This is a genomic window from Kitasatospora sp. NPDC033851 (assembly GCF_055576085.1).
In genome coordinates this window covers 85286-104979 of record NZ_JBVIRL010000020.1, presented here as the reverse complement: position 1 = coordinate 104979, position 19694 = coordinate 85286, and the positions used below count along the sequence as shown (strand labels likewise).

The following is a 19694-nucleotide window of genomic DNA, read 5'->3' as shown; positions in this document are numbered from 1 at the left end:
GCTGCGCGCGGTGATCCACCCGGAGGGCATGCTCCAGCGCCGCAGCGCCGAGCACTGGGCCGGGCGTCTGTACATGCGGAGGATCTCGCTGCGGATCACCCGCGTGCTCTCCACCGTGACGGCGATCACGCCCAACGGCCTGACGTACCTGATGATGTGCACCGGCATCCTGGCCGGCGTCGCGCTGGTCGTGCCGGGCATCGCGGGCGCGGTCCTGGGTGCCCTGCTGATCCAGGTCTACCTGCTGCTGGACTGCGTGGACGGCGAGGTGGCCCGCTGGCGCCGGCAGACCTCGCTCACCGGCGTCTACCTGGACCGGGTCGGCCACTACATGTCCGAGGCGGCCCTGCTGACCGGCCTCGGCCTGCGCGCCACCGACCTGCTGCACCGCGAGGGCGGCGGCTCGCACTGGGAGTGGGCCTTTCTCGGCACGCTGGCCGCGCTCGGCGCGATCCTGATCAAGTCCGAGACGGACCTGGTGGACGTGGCCCGGGCCCGCACCGGTCTGACGGCCGTCGAGGACAGCGCCTCGGTGCCGCGCTCGGCCACCGTCGCCAAGGCCCGCCGGGCGGCCTCGCTCCTGAAGTTCCACCGCCTGGTCGGCGCGGTCGAGGCCTCGCTGTTCATCCTGGCCGCCGGGATCGCCGACACCGTGCACGGCGGGCTCTTCTTCACCCGGCTCGCGGTGGTCGTCCTGGCGGCGATCGCCATGCTGCAGACCGTGCTGCACCTGCTGAGCATCGTCCTCTCGAGCAGGCTGCGATGAGCGAGCGGAGCGAGCGAATGATCGACAGGTGCGCGTGGGCGCATGCCCCTGCCGAGCGCGGCGAGGTGGGTGCATGAACGCCGTGACCAACGCGGAGAGCTTCCGCCTCGGCGCCGTGATCATCACCATGGGCAACCGGCCCGCCGAGCTCAACGCCCTGATCGAGTCCGTCCGCGCCCAGGAGGGCCCCGCGGTCGAGCTGGCCGTGGTCGTCAACGGCGCCCCGCTGCCCCCGCTGCCGGAGGGCGTGCGCACCGTCGAGCTGCCGGAGAACCTCGGCATCCCGGGCGGCCGCAACGTCGGCATCGAGCTGTTCGGCCGGGACGGCGCGGACGTGGACGCCGTCCTGTTCCTGGACGACGACGGCTGCCTGCCGCGCACCGACTCCGCCCGTCTGCTGCGCGAGGCCTTCACCGCCGACCCGGAGCTGGGCATCGTGTCCTTCCGGATCGCCGACCCGGACACCGGTGTCACCCAGCGCCGGCACGTCCCCCGGCTGCGTGCCAGCGACCCGCTGCGCTCGTCCCGGGTGACCACCTTCCTGGGCGGCGCGAGCGCCGTGCGCTGCAAGGTGTTCGAGGAGGCCGGCCAGCTGCCCGCCGAGTTCTTCTACGCCCACGAGGAGACCGACCTCGCGTGGCGCGCGGTGGACGCGGGCTGGGGCATCGACTACCGGGCGGACGTGGTGCTGCACCACCCCACGACCTCCCCGGCCCGGCACGCCACCTACTTCCACAACGTGGCCCGCAACCGGGTTTGGCTCGCGAGGCGGAACCTTCCGGCCCTGTTGGTGCCTCTCTATCTGGGAACCTGGCTTCTGCTCACCCTGGCCCGCCGCCCTTCCCCCGAGGCGCTGAAGGCCTGGTGGGGCGGATTCCGGGCGGGCTGGCGCGAATCCTGCGGTCCGCGACGGCCCATGCGATGGCGTACCGTTTGGCAACTGACCAGGCTGGGCCGACCTCCGATCATCTGATCTGATCAAATGATCGATTGCTGCGGCCGGTGACCACACACCGGCCGGCTCCCCCGAGATCCCAGTGGATCCCCATCGGCGCACGGCCGGCGGACCCCCCGTCGACCGGCCGCCCCGACCGATCCCGCGTGAAGGACGAATGTGTCGACAGTGAGTGAACCCGTCAGCCTCTCGACCCCCAGGGGGGTGGACGCGGGCCTGACCGCGAAGCAGCTTGCGGACAAGTACGGTCTGTCGGTGAGCGGCGCCCGGCCGGGTCTGTTCGCCTACACCAAGCAGCTCTGGGCCCGGCGCCACTTCATCTGGGCCTTCGCCACCGCCCGACTGGTGGCCCAGTACACCGACGCCAAGCTCGGCCAGCTGTGGCAGGTCGTGACCCCGCTGCTCAACTGCGCGGTCTTCTACCTGGTCTTCGGCGTGATCCTGTCGAGCAAGGACGGCTTCCCGCCGGACACGTACATCGCCTGGCTCTGCATCGGCGTCTTCGTGTTCCAGTTCACCCAGAACGCAGTGCAGTCCGGCACCCGGGCGATCTCCGACAACCTCGGCCTGATCCGGGCCCTGCACTTCCCCCGCGCCAGCCTGCCGATCGCCTTCACCGTGATCCAGCTCCAGCAGCTGATGATCTCGATGGTCGTGCTGGTCGTGACCGTCCTGGCCAGCGGCATCGCCCCGGGCAGGACCTGGCTGCTGATCATCCCGGCGCTGATCCTGCAGACGATGTTCAACACCGGCATCTCCCTGATCATGGCCCGGATCGGCGCCAAGACCAGTGACATCTCCCAGCTGATCCCGTTCGTGATGCGGGCCTGGATGTTCCTGTCCGGCGTGATGTTCAGCATCCAGGACCGGGTCCACAAGTGGCCGCACTACATCCAGGTGATCTGCAACGTGAACCCGGCCTCGGTCTACATGGACCTGCTGCGGCACGCCTTCGCGCCGGTCATCTACAACAAGCACCAGTCCGTGTACCAGTCCCTGCCGCCGCACCAGTGGGTGTACGGGCTCGCCTGGGGCGTCGGGCTGTTCGTCATCGGATACGTCTTCTTCTGGAAGGCCGAGGAGGAGTACGGCCGTGGCTGACGTCGACCTGAACAAGAACGACTTCGTCCGGGACACGGACGTGGCCCGCGAGCCCACCGTCGTCGTCGACGACGTGCACATCGTCTACCGGGTGCACGGCGCCGGCTCCGGCAAGGGCAGTGCCACCTCGGCGCTGAGCCGCATCCTCAGCCGCAAGCGCGGGGCCGGCGTGCGCGAGGTGCACGCGGTGAAGGGCATCAGCTTCACCGCGTACAAGGGCGAGGCGATCGGCCTGATCGGCTCCAACGGCTCCGGCAAGTCGACCATGCTCTCCGCCATCGCGGGCCTGCTGCCGACGGAGAAGGGCGGCATCTACACCAACGGCCAGCCCTCGCTGCTGGGCGTCAACGCCGCGCTGATGAACGAGCTCAGCGGCGAGCGCAACGTCGTCCTGGGCTGCCTGGCGATGGGGATGTCCCCGGCCGACGTGCGGGAGCGCTACCAGGACATCGTCGAGTTCTCCGGCATCAACGACAAGGGCGACTTCATCTCCCTGCCGATGCGCACCTACTCCTCCGGCATGGGTGCCCGCCTGCGCTTCTCGATCGCCGCCGCGAAGACCCACGACGTGCTGCTGATCGACGAGGCCCTGGCCACCGGTGACCAGGCCTTCCAGCAGCGCAGCAAGCGGCGCATCGACGAGCTGCGCGGGTCCGCCGGTACGGTCTTCCTCGTCAGCCACGACAACAACTCGATCCGCGAGGTCTGCGAGCGGACCATCTGGATCGAGGCCGGCGAGCTCGTCATGGACGGGCCGACCGACGAGGTCGTCGGCCGCTACGAGCGCGGCGAGCGCCCGTAGCACCCCCGCCTCCAGGGCCGGTTCCGGGACATCCGGGACCGGCCCTTCGGCGTGCCCCCGCCGTTACCCCAGGTGGCCGCCCCCGCAGGGGTGAGCACCCCGCCGGGCGGGCGGGGCGGTCTTCACCGGCGCGCCCCGGGGTGTCAGGCTGGTGGGCGCGGGGGCGGTGTGCCGGACGTGACGCCCGCGCTCGGACGCGTGTCCGAGTCGGACCGGTCGTACCCAGCGGTGTAGAACGGGGGAGTGACAGCAGTGTCGGCTTCGGCCCAGCCCAGTGATACGCCGGTGAACCGTTCCGCGGGTCAGACCCTGGACAAGGCGGGTGCGGAGAACTTCCCGGTCGCCCCGTTCTTCCTGCCCGCCGCCTGGCGCGACGACCTGATGGCGGTGTACGGCTTCGCCCGCCTCGTCGACGACTCCGGCGACGGCGACCTGGCCGACCCGGCCGCCACCGCCCGGCTGCTCGGCGTCGAGCAGGCGCCCCCGGCCACCCCTTCGGGCCAGTCCGGCCCGCCGACTCCGCAGGAGGTCGCCTTCCGGCTCGCGCTGCTCGACGGGCTGGAGCACGACCTCGACCGGGTCTTCGAGACCGCGCTGCACCCGGGCGGCTCCGCCGGATCCGGCGCCGACCGCCCGCGCCACCCGCTGATGCGGGCCCTGGTTCCGCTGGTCGACCGGCACGGCCTGACGCCCGAGCCGTTCCGCCGTCTGATCGAGGCCAACCGGGTGGACCAGTCCACCGCCCGCTACGCCACGTACGACGACCTGATCGGCTACTGCACGCTCTCCGCCGACCCGATCGGCCGCCTCGTCCTGGCCATCGCGGGCGTCTCCACGCCCGAGCGGATCGAGCTCTCCGACGCCATCTGCAGTGGCCTCCAGGTGGTCGAGCACCTGCAGGACGTCGCCGAGGACCTGCGCCACGGCCGGATCTACCTCCCCACCGAGGACCTGGAGCGCTTCGGCGTGACCGAGGCCGACCTCGCCGCCCCCTCCGCCGACGGCGCGGTGCGGGAGCTGATCGCCTTCGAAGCGGAACGGGCCCGCACCCTGCTCGATCGCGGCGCACCATTGGTAGGTACGGTTCGGGGGAGGCTTCGACTGCTCCTGGCGGGATTCACCGCCGGCGGGTACGCGGCCCTGGCTGCCGTCGAGGACGCCGGGTACGACGTGCTCGCCCGGCAGGCGAAGCCGGACAAGCGCCGCCTCGCAGCGAAGGCGGCGGCCATCTTCGCGAAGGGAAGGTGAACGCCCGAGTGGCGGCATCACCACTGGCGTCGGCCCAGGTCATGGCGGCATACCGGTACTGCGAGGCAGTCACCGGGTTGCAGGCGCGCAACTTCAGCTACGGCATCCGCCTGCTGCCCGAACCCAAGCGGCTGGCCATGTCGGCCCTGTACGCCCTGGCCCGCCGGGTGGACGACATCGGCGACGGCGACCTCCCGGCCGACCGCAAGGCCGAGGCGCTGCTGCGCACCCGGGAACTGGTGGACGAGGTCCGCTCCGGGGTGGTCGCCGAGGACGACACCGACCCGATCAAGGTCGCCCTGGCCGACACGGCCCGGCGCTTCCCGATCCCGCTCGGCGGCTTCGACGAACTGATCGACGGCGTCGAGATGGACCTCAAGGGCGCCGAGTACCAGACGTACGAGGAGCTGAAGGTCTACTGCCGCTGCGTGGCCGGCGCGATCGGCCGGCTCTCCCTGGGCGTCTACGGCTGCGACGACCCCGAGCTCGGGGCGCGGTACGCGGACACCCTGGGCCTGGCGCTGCAGCTCACCAACATCCTGCGCGACCTGCGCGAGGACGCCCTGAACGGCCGCACCTACCTGCCCACCGAGGACCTCGTCCGGTTCGGCTGCGAGCAGGGCTTCGCGCTGCCCAAGCCGCCGGTCGGCGCGGACTTCACCGGCCTGGTGGCCTTCGAGGCCGCCCGCGCCCAGGCCGCCTTCGAGGAGGGCCTGCGGCTGCTGCCGATGCTCGACCGCCGCAGCCGCGCCTGCACCGCCGCGATGGCCGGGATCTACCACCGGCTGCTCGGCCGGATCGCCGCCGACCCCGAGTCGGTCCTGCGCGGCCGGGTCTCGCTGCCGGGCTGGGAGAAGGCGTACGTGGCGCTTTCCGGGCTCGCCGGGGGGCGTTCTTGATTCTCGCGACAGTTCTGTCACGCTGTGTCAGCGGGGAATCACGTGCGGGCAGTTCCGTGTTGACCGAACGAGGACCGGCTTCAGCGACCGCCTGCCGGCGGTCCAGCGACTGCGAGGGGGAGGGCCGATGACCGGGCGAGCCGATGCCGCGCGCCCGGCCGACGTCGTGGTCGGCGGCGGCCTGGCCGGAATCACCGCCGCCCTGCGCCTGGCCGAGGCGGGCCACCGGGTCACCCTCGCCGAGGGGCGGCCCCGGCTCGGCGGCCTGGCGTTCTCCTTCCGACGCGGCGAGCTGACCGTCGACAACGGCCAGCACGTCTACCTGCGCTGCTGCACCGCCTACCGCGGCCTGCTGGAGCGGCTCGGCGCCACCCGCCTGGTCCACCTGCAGGACCGCCTCGACGTCCCGGTGCTCTCCGTCACCGGCCCCGACGCCGCACCGGTGCGCACCCTCGGCCGGCTGCAGCGGGCCGGCCTGCCCGTCCCCCTGCACCTGGCCGCCAGCCTCGCCCGCTACCCGCACCTGTCCCCGGTCGACCGCGCCCGGGTGGTCCGCGGCGCGCTCGCCCTGAAGGGCCTGGACCTCGACGACCCGGCGCTGGACCGGATCTCCTTCGGCGAGTGGCTGCGCCGCAACGGGCAGAACGCCGCCACCCAGGCCGCCCTGTGGGACCTGGTCGGCGTCGCCACCCTGAACGGGCGGGCCGACCAGGTGTCGATGGCGCTCGCGGCGAAGGTGTTCCAGACCGGCCTGCTCTCCGACCCGGGCGCCGCCGACATCGGCATCGCCGCCGCCCCGCTCGGCGCGATCCACCACGACCGGGCGCTCGCCGAGCTGGAACACGCCGGTGTGAAGGTGCTGCTGCGCACCCGGGTGGCGGAACTCAAGCCGGCCGCGCCGCAGCACGCCGTCCTCCTGGAGGGCGGGGAACTGCTCACCGCCGACACTGTCGTGCTGGCCGGCGCCCAGGACAGCGCGGCCGCCCTACTGCCGCCGAACGCCATCCCGGAGCAGGAACGGCTGGCCGGGTTCGGCACCGCGCCGATCCTCAACGTGCACGTGATCTACGACCGCAAGCTGCTGCGTCGGCCGTTCTTCGCCGCCCTCGGCTCCCCGGTCCAGTGGGTCTTCGACCGCACCGCGCACTCCGGCCTGGCCGCCACCGAGCTGGGCCGGGCCCACCCGGGCGCCCAGTATCTGGCGCTCTCGCAGTCCGCCGCGCAGGACGAGATCGACCTGCCGGTCGCCGAGCTGCGCCGCCGCTACCTGCCCGAGCTGGAACGGCTGCTGCCGGCCGCGGTCGGGGCCGAGGTGCTCGACTTCTTCGTCACCCGCGAGCGCACCGCGACCTTCGACCCGGCCCCGGGCCGCGGGCCGCTGCGCCCGTCGGCCCGCACCGAGGTCCCCGGCCTGCTGCTGGCCGGCTCGTGGACGGCCACCGGCTGGCCCGCGACCATGGAGGGCGCCGTGCGCAGCGGCCACGCCGCCGCCGACGCCGCGCTCGCCGCGACCGGCGCCCGGGTGCCGGTGGACCGCGGCGACGGGAGGTGGCCCAGGTGACGGCGGGCCCCGCCGCCGGAGAGCCCGCGAGAGCCGACGGGCGTACCGTCGAGCGCGTCGGCGGAATCAGCGGGACCGGCCGGACCGGCCGGACCGACGCCCTTGGCACCGGCACCACCCGAATCGACACCAGCCGCACCGACAGCACCCGGCCGCCCCGTGCGGTCCGGCACCACCAGGGAGAGGGAACGCACGTGGAGTCACGCACCGGCTTCGCCGTCGGAGGTACGGCGCACGCCGAACCGGTCTCGGTGCCGGAGCTGCTCGCCCGCAGCCGTACGCTCTGCACCCCGCCGCTACGGGCCGCCGTCGCCCGTTTGGCCGCACCGATGGACACCGTCGGGGCCTACCACTTCGGCTGGATCGACCGGGACGGCACGCCGGTCTCGGGGGACGGCGGCAAGGCCGTACGCCCGGCGCTGGCACTGCTGTCCGCCCAGGCCACCGGTGCGGCGGCCGAGGTGGGGGTGCCCGGTGGGGTGGCCGTTGAACTGGTGCACAACTTCTCCCTGCTCCATGATGATCTGATGGACGGTGACGAGACCCGGCGGCACCGGGCCACCGCCTGGACGGTCTTCGGGCCGGCCCAGGCGATCCTGGTCGGCGACGCCCTGGCGACGCTCGGCACGGAGGTGCTGCTCGACGCCGCGGTGACCGGCGGCGCGAGTCCCACCGACGCCGCGCGCGCCGTCCGGCTGCTCACCACGGCGACCCGCCGGCTGATCGACGGCCAGGCCATGGACGTCGCCTTCGAACAGCGCGACAGCGTGACCGTCGCGGAGTGCCTGGAGATGGAGGGCGGAAAGACCGCGGCCCTGCTGGCCGCCGCCTCGGCGATCGGCGCGGTCCTGGCCGGGGCCGACGACAAGGTCTCCGACTCCCTCCAGCGCTACGGCCACCACCTGGGCCTGGCCTTCCAGGCGGTGGACGACCTGCTCGGCATCTGGGGCGCCACCGAGGTCACCGGCAAGCCGCACTGGGGAGACCTGCGCCAGCGCAAGAAGTCCCTGCCGGTCGCCGCAGCCCTGGCCGAGGGCGGCCCGGCCTCGCGCCGGCTCGCCGGGCAGCTGGCCGACCCGAAGGGGCGGGGAGAGGAGAGCGAGCCCGAGCTCGCCGCCCGGGCCGCGCTGATCGAGGAGGCCGGCGGCCGCGCCTGGACCCAGGAGGAGGCCCGCCGCCAGCACACGACTGCCCTCTCCGCCCTGGACGAGGTGCCCATGTCCGACGAGGTGCGCGAGCACTTCGTCGCACTCGCCGAATTCGTGGTGGTACGAGAGAGGTGACGTTACGTTGACAGCAACCGCGGACGGCCGGCTCGACCCTGAGTACGATTCCGAGCCGGTCGCGGTGGGCGACCGCCCCCCGGCCCTCCTGGGCGCGGGGCGGTGGCAGCCCGAGGACGCCGACCAGCTCCGGCCGACCGACGAGGCGGACCTCCGACCGGCCGACGCGCGGGAGGCCCTGGCCCGCGCCACCACCCACCTGCTCTCGCTGCAGTCCTCCGAGGGCTGGTGGAAAGGCGACCTGGAGACCAACGTCACCATGGACGCCGAGGATTTACTGCTCCGGCAGTTCCTCGGGATCCGGACCGACGAACAGACGAACGCCACCGCCGAGTGGATCCGCTCCCATCAGCGTGAGGACGGCACCTGGGCCACCTTCCACGGCGGGCCGCCCGAACTGTCCACCACCGTCGAGGCCTACGTCGCGCTCAGGCTGGCCGGCGACGAGCCGAACGCCCCGCACATGCTGGCCGCCGCCCGGTACGTCCGCTCGGCGGGCGGCATCGCGGCCGCCCGGGTGTTCACCCGGATCTGGCTCGCGCTGTTCGGCTGGTGGCCCTGGGAGCGGCTGCCGGAGATGCCGCCCGAGATCATCTTCCTGCCCAAGTGGCTCCCGCTGAACATCTACGCCTTCGGGTGCTGGGCCCGCCAGACCATCGTCCCGCTGACCGTCGTCTCCGCCCACCGGCCCGTCCGTCCGGCGCCCTTCCAGCTCACCGAGCTGCACACCGACCCGGCCGACCCCTACCCCCAACGGCCGCTCGCCCCCGCCACCACCTGGGACGGCCTGTTCGAGCGCCTCGACAAGGCACTGCACGCCTACCACCGCCGGGCCTTCCGCCCGCTGCGCCGCCTGGCCGTCGCCCAGGCCTGCCGCTGGATCGTCGAACGGCAGGAAGCCGACGGCTGCTGGGGCGGCATCCAGCCCCCCGCCGTCTACTCGCTGATCGCCCTGCACCTCGAGGGCTACGAGCTGGAACACCCCGTGATGCAGGCCGGACTCTCCTCCTTCGACCGCTTCACCGTGCACACCGAGGACGGCAAGCGCTGGCTGGAGGCCTGCCAGTCCCCGGTCTGGGACACCTGCCTGGCCACCGTCGCGCTGGCCGACGCCGGGCTGCCGGCCGACCACCCCGCGCTGGTCTCCGCCGTCGACTGGATGCTCGGCGAGGAGATCCGCAAGCGCGGCGACTGGGCCGTCCAACGGCCCGGGCTCCCCGCCGGCGGCTGGGCCTTCGAGTTCGAGAACGACACCTACCCCGACATCGACGACACCGCCGAGGTGGTCCTGGCGCTGCGCCGGGTGGCCCACCCCGACCCGGCCAAGGTCGACGCGGCGGTGGACCGGGGCGTGCTGTGGAACCTCGGCATGCAGTCCAAGAACGGCGCCTGGGGCGCCTTCGACGTCGACAACACCAGCACGCTGCCCAACAAGCTGCCGTTCTGCGACTTCGGCGAGGTGGTCGACCCGCCGTCCGCCGACGTCACCGCCCACGTGGTGGAGATGCTCGCGGAGACCGGCCGCGCCCGCGACCCCCGGACCCGGCGCGGCATCGAGTGGCTGCTGCGCAACCAGGAGGCGGACGGCTCATGGTTCGGCCGCTGGGGCACCAACTACATCTACGGCACCGGCTCGGTGCTGCCCGCCCTGGTCGCGGCCGGCGTCCCGGACGAGCACCCGGCGATCCGCCGGGCGGTGCGCTGGCTGGAGGACCGGCAGAACGCCGACGGCGGATGGGGCGAGGACATGCGCTCCTACGACGACCCGGCGCGCTGGGCCGGGCGCGGCGACTCCACCGCCTCGCAGACCGCGTGGGCGCTGATGGCGCTGCTCGCAGCCGGCGAGGGCCCGGACGGCCGGACCAACCCGGCGGTGGAACGCGGCGTGGACTGGCTGGTGCGCACCCAGCTGCCCGAGGGCACCTGGGACGAGCCGCAATTCACCGGCACCGGCTTCCCGTGGGACTTCTCCATCAACTACCACCTGTACCGGCTGGTCTTCCCGGTCACCGCGCTCGGCCGCTACCTCCACGGCAGCCCGACCATCCGTCGGGACGGTGGGGGCCGGGCGAACGGCACCCCGGCGATTGGGGCGGCGCGGTGACCACCGCCCCCCTGCTGGTGCTCTGCGCACTGGGCCCCGAGGTCTGGGCCCTGCGCGGCGGCGACTGGCGCGGCGCGGCCGGCGGAGCCCCGGTGCTGGTCCGCACCGGGGTCGGCCGGCGGCGCGCCGGGATGGCCGTCCGACGGCTGCTCGGCTCCGTCTCCGGCGGCTACGGCGCGGTCGTGGTGGCCGGCTTCGGCGCCGCGCTCGGCCCCGGTGTACAGCCCGGCGACGTCGTCGCGGCCGACGGCGTGCGCGACGCCGAGGGCCACCTCTACCCGGTCGACTCCGGGCCGGAGCTCACCCGGGCGCTGAAGGAACGCGGCCTGACCGTACACACCGGGGTGCACCACACCGCCGACCACGTCGTGCGCGGCATCGAGCGCCGGGCACTGCACCTGCAGGGCGCGCTCGCCGTCGACATGGAGGCCGCCGCCGTGCTGGCCGCGCTGCGGGAGGTGCGGCCGACACTGCCCGCGGCCGTCCTGCGCGTGGTGGTCGACACCCCCGAGCACGAACTGCTGCGCCCCGGCACCCTCCCGGCCGGGGTGCGGGCCTGGCGGACCCTCCGGGCGACGGTGCCCGCCCTGGTCGACTGGTACCGGCAGGAGCTCGCGCCCCGCTCCGCAGACCTGAACCACCCCACATCCTCGACGCTCCCTCAGGAGGCGAGCTAGCCATGGCCATGCCGTTGCGCCAGACCGTGCGGGTCGGCACCTACCTCATGCAGCAGAAGCTGCTCAAACGACGGGACAAGTTCCCGCTGATCGTGGAGCTGGAACCGCTGTTCGCCTGCAACCTCGCCTGCGAGGGCTGCGGCAAGATCCAGCACCCGGCGGGCGTCCTGAAGCAGCGGATGCCCGTCGCCCAGGCGGTCGGCGCGGTCCTGGAGTCGGGTGCCCCGATGGTCTCGATCGCCGGCGGCGAGCCGCTGATGCACCCGCAGATCGACGAGATCGTCCGCCAGCTGGTCGAGCACCGCAAGTACGTGTTCCTGTGCACCAACGCGCTGCTGCTGCGCAAGAAGATCGAGAAGTTCACGCCCTCCCCGTACTTCACCTTCGCCGTGCACATCGACGGCATGCGGGAGCGGCACGACGAGTCGGTGGCCAAGGAGGGCACCTTCGACGAGGCGGTGGCCGCGATCAAGGAGGCCAAGCGGCGCGGCTTCCGGGTCACCACCAACAGCACCTTCTTCAACACCGACACCCCGCAGACCGTCATCGAGGTGCTGGACTACCTCAACGACGAGCTGAAAGTGGACGAGATGATGATCTCGCCCGCCTACGCCTACGAGAAGGCCCCCGACCAGGAGCACTTCCTGGGCGTCGAACAGACCAGGGAACTCTTCCGCAAAGCCTTCGCCGGCGGGAACCGCAAGCGCTGGCGCCTCAACCACAGCCCGCTCTTCCTGGACTTCCTGGAGGGCAAGGCCGACTTCGAATGCACCCCGTGGGGCATCCCCAACTACTCGCTGTTCGGCTGGCAGCGGCCCTGCTACCTGATGGCCGACGGCTACGTGCCGACCTACCGCGAGCTGGTCGAGAAGACCGACTGGAGCAAGTACGGCCGCGGCCGGGACCCGCGCTGCGCCAACTGCATGGCCCACTGCGGCTACGAGCCGACGGCCGTCCTCGCCACCATGGGTTCGCTCCAGCAGTCGCTGCGCGCCATCACCGAGACCATCGGCGGCAACCACGGCCGCTGAGCCGGGAGTTGACCGCCAAGTCGGCACCCCGGCCCGGGCCCCGCGCCCGGGCCGGCTCCGCCCCTGCCGGGCGGAGGCATCACCGCACCGCTCCGAGTCGTGAGGTGTACCCATGTCACTGCTCTCCCGCGTCACCTCGCCGGCCGAGCTGCGCAAGCTCCCGGCGGCCGAACTCCCGCTGCTCGCCGACGAGATCAGGGACTTCCTGATCGACGCCGTCACCCGCACCGGCGGACACCTCGGGCCCAATCTCGGCGTGGTGGAGCTCACCATCGCGCTGCACCGGGTCTTCGACTCGCCGTACGACCGGATCGTCTTCGACACCGGCCACCAGAGCTACGTCCACAAACTGCTCACCGGCCGCCAGGACTTCACCCGGCTGAGGATGCGGGGCGGACTGTCCGGCTACCCCTCGCGCGGCGAGTCCGAGCACGACCTGGTCGAGAACTCGCACGCCTCCACCGCGCTCTCCTACGCCGACGGCCTGGCCAAAGCCGCCCGGCTGCTCGGCCAGCACGACCGGCACACCGTTGCGGTGATCGGCGACGGCGCGCTCACCGGCGGACTCGCCTGGGAAGCGCTCAACAACATCGCCGAAGCCCGCGACCGGCCGCTGGTCATCGTCGTCAACGACAACGAACGCTCCTACGCCAAGACCATCGGCGGCCTCGCCAACCACCTCGCCACCCTGCGCACCACCCAGGGCTACGAGCGCTTCCTCGCCCTCGGCAAGGAAGCGCTGCAACGCACCCCGCTGGTCGGCCAGCCGATCTTCGACGCGCTGCACGGCGCCAAGAAGGGGTTCAAGGACGCCTTCGCCCCACAGGGCATGTTCGAGGACCTCGGCCTCAAGTACCTCGGCCCGATCGACGGCCACGACCTGGGCGCGGTCGAACAGGCGTTGCGCCAGGCCCGCAACTTCGGCGGGCCGGTCATCGTGCACTGCCTCACCGTCAAGGGACGCGGCTACCGGCCCGCCGAGCAGGACGAAGCCGACCGCTTCCACGCCGTCAACCCGATCGACCCGTACACCTGCCTGCCGATCTCGCCCAGCAGCGGCGTCTCCTGGACCTCGGTGTTCGGCGAGGAACTGCTCGCGCTCGGCACCGAGCGGCCGGACCTGGTGGCGATCACCGCGGCCATGCTGCAGCCGGTGGGCCTGGCGCCGTTCGCCAAGGCGTACCCGACGCGGACCTTCGACGTCGGGATCGCCGAACAGCACGCCGTCACCAGCGCCGCGGGGCTCGCCACCGGAGGACTGCACCCGGTGGTCGCGGTGTACGCGACCTTCCTGAACCGGGCCTTCGACCAGGTGTTGATGGACGTCGCCCTACACCGGCTGGGCGTCACCTTCGTACTCGACCGCTCCGGGGTGACCGGACCGGACGGCGCCTCGCACAACGGCATGTGGGACCTGTCGATCCTGCAGGTCGTCCCGGGCCTGCGGCTCGCCGCACCGCGCGACGCCGACCAGCTGCGGGCCCAGCTGCGCGAGGCCGTCGAGGTCGGGGACGCGCCGACGGTCGTGCGCTTCCCGAAGGGGAACGTCGGGCCCGCCGTGCCGGCCGTCGAGCGGATCGGCGGGGTGGACGTGCTGCTGCGCACCGGGCGCCCGGCCGAGATCCTGCTGGTCGCCGTCGGCACCACCGCCCCGGCCTGCCTGGACGCCGCCCGGCTGCTGCTCGCCGAGGGCTTCACCGCGACCGTCGTCGACCCGCGCTGGGTCAAGCCCGTCGACCCGGCGCTGCCCGAGCTGGCCGCCGCCCACCGGCTGGTGGTCACCGTGGAGGACAACGGCCGGACCGGCGGGGTCGGTTCGGCGATCGCCCAGGCGCTGCGCGACGCCGACGTGGACGTACCGCTGCGGGTCCTCGGCCTGCCGCAGGAGTTCCTCGGGCACGCCTCGCGCGGAGAGATCCTCGAGGAGGCGGGGCTCACCGGGACCGGGGTCGCCGCCCAGACCGCCGTCTTCGCCAAGAACCTGCTACCGACCCGAGGAGCGAACCCGCGTCATGCCGGCTGACCCAGACCGCCCCGCCTTCGACCTCGCCGCCCTCCTCGCCGAACGCGGCGGTGAGCGCTACGAGTTGAACAGCCGCTACCTCAACCCGCAGCTGTCCCGGATGCTCCACACCATCGGCTTCGACAAGTACTACGAGCGCGCCAAGGGCCAGTACTTCTACGACGCCGAGGGCAACGAGTACCTCGACATGCTGGCCGGCTTCGGCATCTTCGCGCTCGGCCGCCACCACCCGGTGGTGCGCACGGCGATCCAGCAGGTGATGGACCTGGACCTGCCGGACCTGGTGCGCTTCGACTGCTCGCCGCTGCCCGGGCTGCTGGCCGAGCGGCTGCTGTCGTACGCCCCCGGGCTGGACCGGGTGTTCTTCGGCAACAGCGGGACGGAAGCGGTGGAGACCGCGCTGAAGTTCGCCCGGTACGCCACCGGACGCCGGCGGATCCTCTACGCCGACCACGCCTTCCACGGGCTGACCACCGGCTCGCTCTCGGTCAACGGGGAGAACGGCTTCCGCAAGGGCTTCGACCCGCTGCTCCCGGACACCGCCATCCCGCTCGGCGATCTGTCGGCGCTGGCAAAGGAGTTGAAGCGCGGCGACGTCGCGGCCCTGATCGTCGAACCGATCCAGGGCAAGGGCGTCCAGGCCCCGCCGCCCGGCTGGCTGCGCGCCGCCCAGGCGCTGCTGCACGAGCACAAGGCGCTGCTCATCTGCGACGAGGTGCAGACCGGGATCGGCCGCACCGGAGAGTTCTTCGCCTACCAGCACGAGGACGGCGTGCTGCCCGACCTGGTCTGCGCGGCCAAGGCGCTCTCCGGCGGGTACGTCCCGGTCGGGGCGACGCTCGGCAAGGGCTGGATCTTCGAGAAGGTGTACTCCTCGATGGACCGGGTGCTGGTGCACTCGGCCAGCTTCGGATCGAACGCCCAGGCCATGGCGGCCGGGCTGGCGACCCTGGAGGTGATGCGGGACGAGAAGGTGGTGGAGAACGCCCGCACGGTCGGCGACCGGTTCCGCGAGCGGCTGACCGAGCTGGTCGACAAGTACGAGCTGCTCGCCGAGGTGCGCGGGCGCGGGCTGATGATCGGCATCGAGTTCGGCCGGCCCAAGTCGCTCAAGCTGCGCACCGGGTGGACGGCCCTGCAGGCGGCACGCAAGGGGCTGTTCGCGCAGATGGTCGTGGTCCCGCTGCTGCAGCGGCACCGGATCCTCACCCAGGTGTCCGGGGACCACCTGGAAGTGATCAAGCTGCTTCCGCCGCTGATCATCACCGAGCGGGACGTGGACCGCTTCATGGACGCCTTCACCGACATCATGGACGAGGCCCACCGGGGGAGCGGCCTGATGTGGGACTTCGGGCGGACGCTGGTGAAGCAGGCGGTCGGCGGTCGCTGAGGCCGAGGGCCGGGTGGTTTGGGTGCGGGGAGTGGGAAGTCGGCCGGGCCGACTTCACACTCCATGGGAGACACCGCGTCAGAGCTCGGTCCGGCGACGCCGGACGACCACCACGAGATCGACGATGGCGAACAGGGAGAGCAGGCCGCACGCGACGGCGAAGCCGGTGAGCGTGCCCCGGCTGGGTGCGCCGTTGACGGGCGAGACGGCCGCCCAGACCGCGAAGCCCACCGTGGCCAGCACGAACAGCGGCGTGAAGATGAGCGAGAGCAGGTAGCGGAGCTTGAGGTCGCTGCGGGCGGTGGTCGGCTCGGTGCCGCTGCGCCACCGTCGCGGGGTGGTGGTGCGCATGGCCTTCACCTCCGGACCGCGCGGGTCGGGCTACGATTCCAGCGTACGTCCGAGGAGGCTGGCCGGGGGAGGCACGATGTCGGGGTCGGACGCGGTGGGGTCGGGTACGGCGGGGGCGGACGCCGAGGGGTACGCGGGGCTGCGGGTCGAGCGGGCCCGGGAGCTGGCCCGGCGGCACGGCTGGGCTTCGGTCCGGGTGCTGGAGCCCGGGGACCTGATGACCATGGAGTACCGGCAGGGGCGGCTCAACCTCGCGGTGCGGGACGGCGTGGTCGAGCGGAGCTGGGAGGGGTAGCGCTCGCCCCCACCGCCGTGGCGGCCCGGTAGGGGAGGGCGCGGCGGCCGAAGCGGCGGTGGAGCCGTTGCTCGACGATGGTCACGAGGGGTTCCAGCAGCGGCAGCGAGAGCAGGACGAGCAGCCCGGCGGCCCAGCCGGCCAGCACGTCGGTGACCCAGTGGGTGCCCAGGTAGACCGTGGTCAGGCCGATCGAGCAGGCGGTTCCGGCGGCGATCACCGCGCCGGTGCGACGCCAGCGGACCGCGAGGTAGGCAAGCACGCCCCAGGTGACCACGGCGTTCGCGGTGTGGCCGGACGGGAAGATGGTGCCGCCGGAGAAGAGCTCGGGCGAGCCGACGTACTGGGCGTAGTGCGGGCCGAGCCGGCCGGTGACGATCTTCACCGCGCCCACCGTGACATTCAGCAAAAGCAGCGCGATCCCCATGACCAGCAGCGGGCGCAGTCGGCCTAGTCGGCGGGCGCGCCAGGCGAGCCAGGCGAAGGCGGCGATCGCCGAGGGCCCGCGCTGCCCGGCGACCACCCAGGAGTCGAGCAGCGGCTCCAGCCGGGGCCACCGCTCGTACGGGCGCAGCAGGCGGACCGACCAGTCGAGGTCGACCAGGGCGGTGTTGAGCAGGACACCGGCCAGTACCAGCAGGTAGACGACGACGGTGGCGGCGAGCAGGGCGGCCTGCCGTCGGCTCATCGGCGGCCAGCCGGGGTCGCGGCCGGCGGGGATCATGGGGCTGACGGGGCCGATCGGGCTGCGGCGGTCGGGGTCGCGGCTGATGGGGCCGATCGGGCCGCAGGGGGTGGTGGGGCGTCCCCGGCCGGTGGTGGCGGTGTGGTGTCGCCGCCCCTGTCGCGGAATGGGGGCGGGGGTACTTCCGGATTGCACGGGGCGACCTTACCCATCCGGACAGGGCTATTCCGGGGGTAATTGTCATTTTCCCGTGAAATCGACAATTTGGGCTGTCCGGGGTGGTCCGGCGAGCGATTTCCGCTATTTCGGGATCGAATGCCAGTGTGGTCTTCGAATGGTTCCCCAAAAGCCCCGGTAAAGGAAACGGAGTGGGAGGCCGGCCTGCCCGGCTTCCCACTCCGTGGTAACCCTGTGTAGGTTCCGTGCTCAGTCGAGGGGCCCGCCCGCGACGTAGATCACCTGGCCGGAGACGAAGCCGGCGCCCTCGCTCGCCAGGAACGAGATGGTGTGGGCGACGTCCTCAGGCAGACCGACCCGCTGGACCGGGATCTGAGAGGCGGCAGCCCGCTTGAAGTCTTCGAAGTCCATGCCGACCCGGGCGGCGGTGGCTGCTGTCATGTCCGTGGCGATGAATCCGGGGGCGACGGCGTTGGCGGTGATGCCGAACTTGCCCAGCTCAATGGCCAAAGTCTTGGTGAAGCCCTGCAGGCCGGCCTTGGCGGCCGAGTAGTTGGCCTGGCCGCGGTTGCCCTGGGCCGAGGAGGAGGACAGGTTGACGATGCGGCCGAATCCGGCGTCGACCATGTGCTTCTGCACTGCGCGGGTCATCAGGAAGGCGCCGCGGAGGTGAACGTTCATGACCGTGTCCCAGTCGGACTCGGACATCTTGAAGAGCAGGTTGTCGCGGAGAACACCCGCGTTGTTGACCAGCACGACGGGGGTGCCGAGCTCGGCGACCACGCGGTCGACGGCGGCCTGGACCTGCTCGGCGTTCGAGACGTCGGCGCCGACGGCCACGGCCCTGCCGCCGGCGGCGGTGATCCGGTCCACGGTGTCCTTGCCGGCCGCCTCGTCCAGGTCCAGGACGGCGACCGCGTAACCGTCGGCGGCCAGCCGGACGGCGGTGGCGGCACCCAGGCCGCGGGCGGCGCCGGTGACGACGGCGACCCGGGGGGCGGTGCTCTGCTCGGTCATGCTCGCTCTCGTCTCTCTCGGGGGTTGCCTCCGGGGGAGAGCCCCCGGGGGAGGGTGGCCACACCCTACCGGCGAGTAGGGAAGGCGGCCAGAGTGGAGAGACGCAGGTGACGGTCGGTAAGGACCGACCGGTCGGCTTTCTGCTGAGAACGGGTTACTGCAACGGTGTGGCAGCGCGTAAATATGCCAATGTTGCCGAACCTGCGTCTACTATCCGCCCCTGCCTGCCAGCAGGGGCCAGCCGTTTGTATAGTGTCCGCCAGCAGCCACCGGCTGCACGGCTGGAGCGCCCTCCCTCATAGCTGGACGCCCACTCGCCGTTACTGCCCCACCCGGGTGTCCCACACACACCGGGTGTGACATCGGGACGGATACATGGTGCTGGGGGAGATCCCGACAACCCGCGTGTCCGCGCGACTGCAGCAGTCGCCCGGACACCTCATTCGCGTTGCACAGCAGGTTCACACCCGGCTGTGGTCGGAGCACGTCGGAGCCGATCTCACGGCTCCGCAGTTCGCCGTGCTGCTGGTCCTGGCCCTCGAGCCGGGTGCGGACCAGCGAACGGTCGGCGAGCGAGCGTCGCTGGACAAGGCCACGATGGCCGAGATGGTCGCGCGGCTGGTCCGCCGCGGCCTGGTGCTGCGTCGGCGCGACCCGGCCGACGGCCGACGCAAGCTGCTCGCTCTCTCGCAGAGCGGCGCCCAGGCGGTGCGCGAGGCCACCGGTGGTGTGGTCCGCGTGCAGCGCGTCCTGTTCGAGCCGCTGACGGCGGAGGAGCAGGTCGAGGTCGTCCGGGTGATGGCCAAGATAGCCAGGCTGGAGCCCGCGGCGGTCGCCGTCTTCACGGACGCGCGGCCGATACTGGACGCCCAGCGGGCGATCGGCTACCTGATCAGGGTGAGCCAGCAGGTGCACACCAAGCTCTGGTCGGAGCACGTCGGCGCGGAGCTGACGGCCCCGCAGTACGCGGTGCTGGACGCCCTGGAGCAGGAGCCGGGCGCCGACCAGCGCACGGTGGGCGAGCTGGCCTCGCTGGACAAGGCCACCATGGCCGAGATGGTGAGCCGGCTGGTGCGCCGCGGTCTGGTGCAGCGCCGGCGCGACCCCTCGGACGGACGGCGCAACCTGCTCTCGCTCTCACCGGCGGGACAGGACCTGCTGCACCGCTCGGCCGCCGGGGTGGCCGAGGTCCAGCGGCTGCTGCTGGCTCCGCTGGAGGAGGCTGAGCACGAGGCTGCACTCGCGCTCATCGCCAAGGCGGGCAGGCTTTAGACCAAGCCTTGGTAACAACAGCCAAAACGATTCGCCAACGCACCGAGGGTCCCTGGC

The 19694-nt window shown here is 72.3% G+C and carries 18 protein-coding genes; 15 read left to right on the top strand and 3 right to left on the bottom strand.

What is annotated here, in order from left to right; translation table 11 throughout:
- Positions 1–28 precede the first annotated feature (28 nt).
- The 13 genes from ACZ51D_RS31485 (at position 29) to ACZ51D_RS31425 (ending at position 15840) form a co-directional block, all read left to right on the top strand.
- Entirely contained in the window at positions 29–766 is a 738-nt protein-coding gene (locus tag ACZ51D_RS31485) for a CDP-alcohol phosphatidyltransferase family protein (RefSeq protein WP_465664229.1), read from the top strand.
- 73 nt (positions 767–839) lie between these two features.
- Positions 840–1739, top strand: coding sequence for a glycosyltransferase family 2 protein (locus ACZ51D_RS31480; protein WP_360489772.1), 900 nt, complete (start codon positions 840–842; stop codon positions 1737–1739).
- A 141-nt stretch (positions 1740–1880) separates the two neighbouring features.
- On the top strand, positions 1881–2822 hold the full coding sequence (locus ACZ51D_RS31475; RefSeq protein WP_360489770.1) for an ABC transporter permease: 942 nt from the start codon (positions 1881–1883) through the stop codon (positions 2820–2822).
- Entirely contained in the window at positions 2815–3624 is an 810-nt protein-coding gene (locus tag ACZ51D_RS31470; protein ID WP_360489768.1) for an ABC transporter ATP-binding protein, read from the top strand. The genes ACZ51D_RS31475 and ACZ51D_RS31470 overlap by 8 nt, the downstream gene beginning before the upstream one ends.
- Positions 3625–3909: 285 nt before the next feature.
- Positions 3910–4872, top strand: a complete 963-nt coding sequence (gene hpnC, locus ACZ51D_RS31465) for a squalene synthase HpnC (RefSeq protein WP_465664190.1) — start codon at positions 3910–3912, stop codon at positions 4870–4872.
- A gap of 41 nt (positions 4873–4913) precedes the next feature.
- Positions 4914–5771 (top strand): presqualene diphosphate synthase HpnD, encoded by an 858-nt coding sequence (gene hpnD / locus ACZ51D_RS31460; protein ID WP_360490667.1) that lies wholly within the window; start codon positions 4914–4916, stop codon positions 5769–5771.
- Positions 5772–5898: 127 nt separating this feature from the next.
- Positions 5899–7332 carry a hydroxysqualene dehydroxylase HpnE gene (gene hpnE, locus ACZ51D_RS31455; RefSeq protein ID WP_465664189.1) on the top strand — a complete coding sequence of 478 codons (1434 nt, stop codon included), beginning with the start codon at positions 5899–5901 and terminating at the stop codon, positions 7330–7332.
- A gap of 194 nt (positions 7333–7526) precedes the next feature.
- A complete protein-coding gene (locus ACZ51D_RS31450; protein WP_396287639.1) occupies positions 7527–8615 on the top strand; it encodes a polyprenyl synthetase family protein in 1089 nt (362 codons plus the stop codon).
- Positions 8616–8622: 7 nt separating this feature from the next.
- Positions 8623–10719 (top strand): squalene--hopene cyclase, encoded by a 2097-nt coding sequence (shc, locus tag ACZ51D_RS31445; protein ID WP_465619943.1) that lies wholly within the window; start codon positions 8623–8625, stop codon positions 10717–10719.
- Positions 10716–11396, top strand: a complete 681-nt coding sequence (locus ACZ51D_RS31440; RefSeq protein WP_465664188.1) for a 5'-methylthioadenosine/S-adenosylhomocysteine nucleosidase family protein — start codon at positions 10716–10718, stop codon at positions 11394–11396. The genes shc and ACZ51D_RS31440 overlap by 4 nt, the downstream gene beginning before the upstream one ends.
- A gap of 2 nt (positions 11397–11398) precedes the next feature.
- Positions 11399–12427 (top strand): adenosyl-hopene transferase HpnH, encoded by a 1029-nt coding sequence (gene hpnH / locus ACZ51D_RS31435; RefSeq protein WP_465619945.1) that lies wholly within the window; start codon positions 11399–11401, stop codon positions 12425–12427.
- A gap of 112 nt (positions 12428–12539) precedes the next feature.
- A complete protein-coding gene (gene dxs, locus ACZ51D_RS31430; RefSeq protein ID WP_465664187.1) occupies positions 12540–14450 on the top strand; it encodes a 1-deoxy-D-xylulose-5-phosphate synthase in 1911 nt (636 codons plus the stop codon).
- Positions 14440–15840 carry an aspartate aminotransferase family protein gene (locus ACZ51D_RS31425; protein WP_465664186.1) on the top strand — a complete coding sequence of 467 codons (1401 nt, stop codon included), beginning with the start codon at positions 14440–14442 and terminating at the stop codon, positions 15838–15840. Before dxs ends, ACZ51D_RS31425 begins: the two co-directional genes overlap by 11 nt.
- Before the next feature lie 78 nt (positions 15841–15918).
- Here the strand turns inward: ACZ51D_RS31425 and ACZ51D_RS31420 are convergent, their stop codons facing one another.
- A complete protein-coding gene (locus tag ACZ51D_RS31420; RefSeq protein WP_360489752.1) occupies positions 15919–16191 on the bottom strand; it encodes a DUF6343 family protein in 273 nt (90 codons plus the stop codon).
- Between the two features lie 76 nt (positions 16192–16267).
- Between ACZ51D_RS31420 and ACZ51D_RS31415 the strand changes: the two genes are divergently transcribed.
- Complete coding sequence (locus tag ACZ51D_RS31415; protein ID WP_360489750.1) at positions 16268–16486, top strand: I78 family peptidase inhibitor; 219 nt, start codon at positions 16268–16270, stop codon at positions 16484–16486.
- On the opposite strand, the gene ACZ51D_RS31410 is transcribed toward ACZ51D_RS31415, so the two are convergent.
- Both ACZ51D_RS31410 and fabG read right to left on the bottom strand, forming a co-directional pair.
- Positions 16437–17366 carry a phosphatase PAP2 family protein gene (locus ACZ51D_RS31410; protein ID WP_465664185.1) on the bottom strand — a complete coding sequence of 310 codons (930 nt, stop codon included), beginning with the start codon at positions 17364–17366 and terminating at the stop codon, positions 16437–16439. The genes ACZ51D_RS31415 and ACZ51D_RS31410 overlap by 50 nt on opposite strands.
- Before the next feature lie 231 nt (positions 17367–17597).
- Positions 17598–18365: a 3-oxoacyl-ACP reductase FabG gene (fabG, locus tag ACZ51D_RS31405; RefSeq protein WP_360489746.1), complete on the bottom strand. Its 768-nt coding sequence runs from the start codon at positions 18363–18365 to the stop codon at positions 17598–17600.
- A 405-nt stretch (positions 18366–18770) separates the two neighbouring features.
- Between fabG and ACZ51D_RS31400 the strand changes: the two genes are divergently transcribed.
- On the top strand, positions 18771–19637 hold the full coding sequence (locus tag ACZ51D_RS31400; RefSeq protein WP_360489744.1) for a MarR family winged helix-turn-helix transcriptional regulator: 867 nt from the start codon (positions 18771–18773) through the stop codon (positions 19635–19637).
- Positions 19638–19694 lie beyond the last annotated feature (57 nt).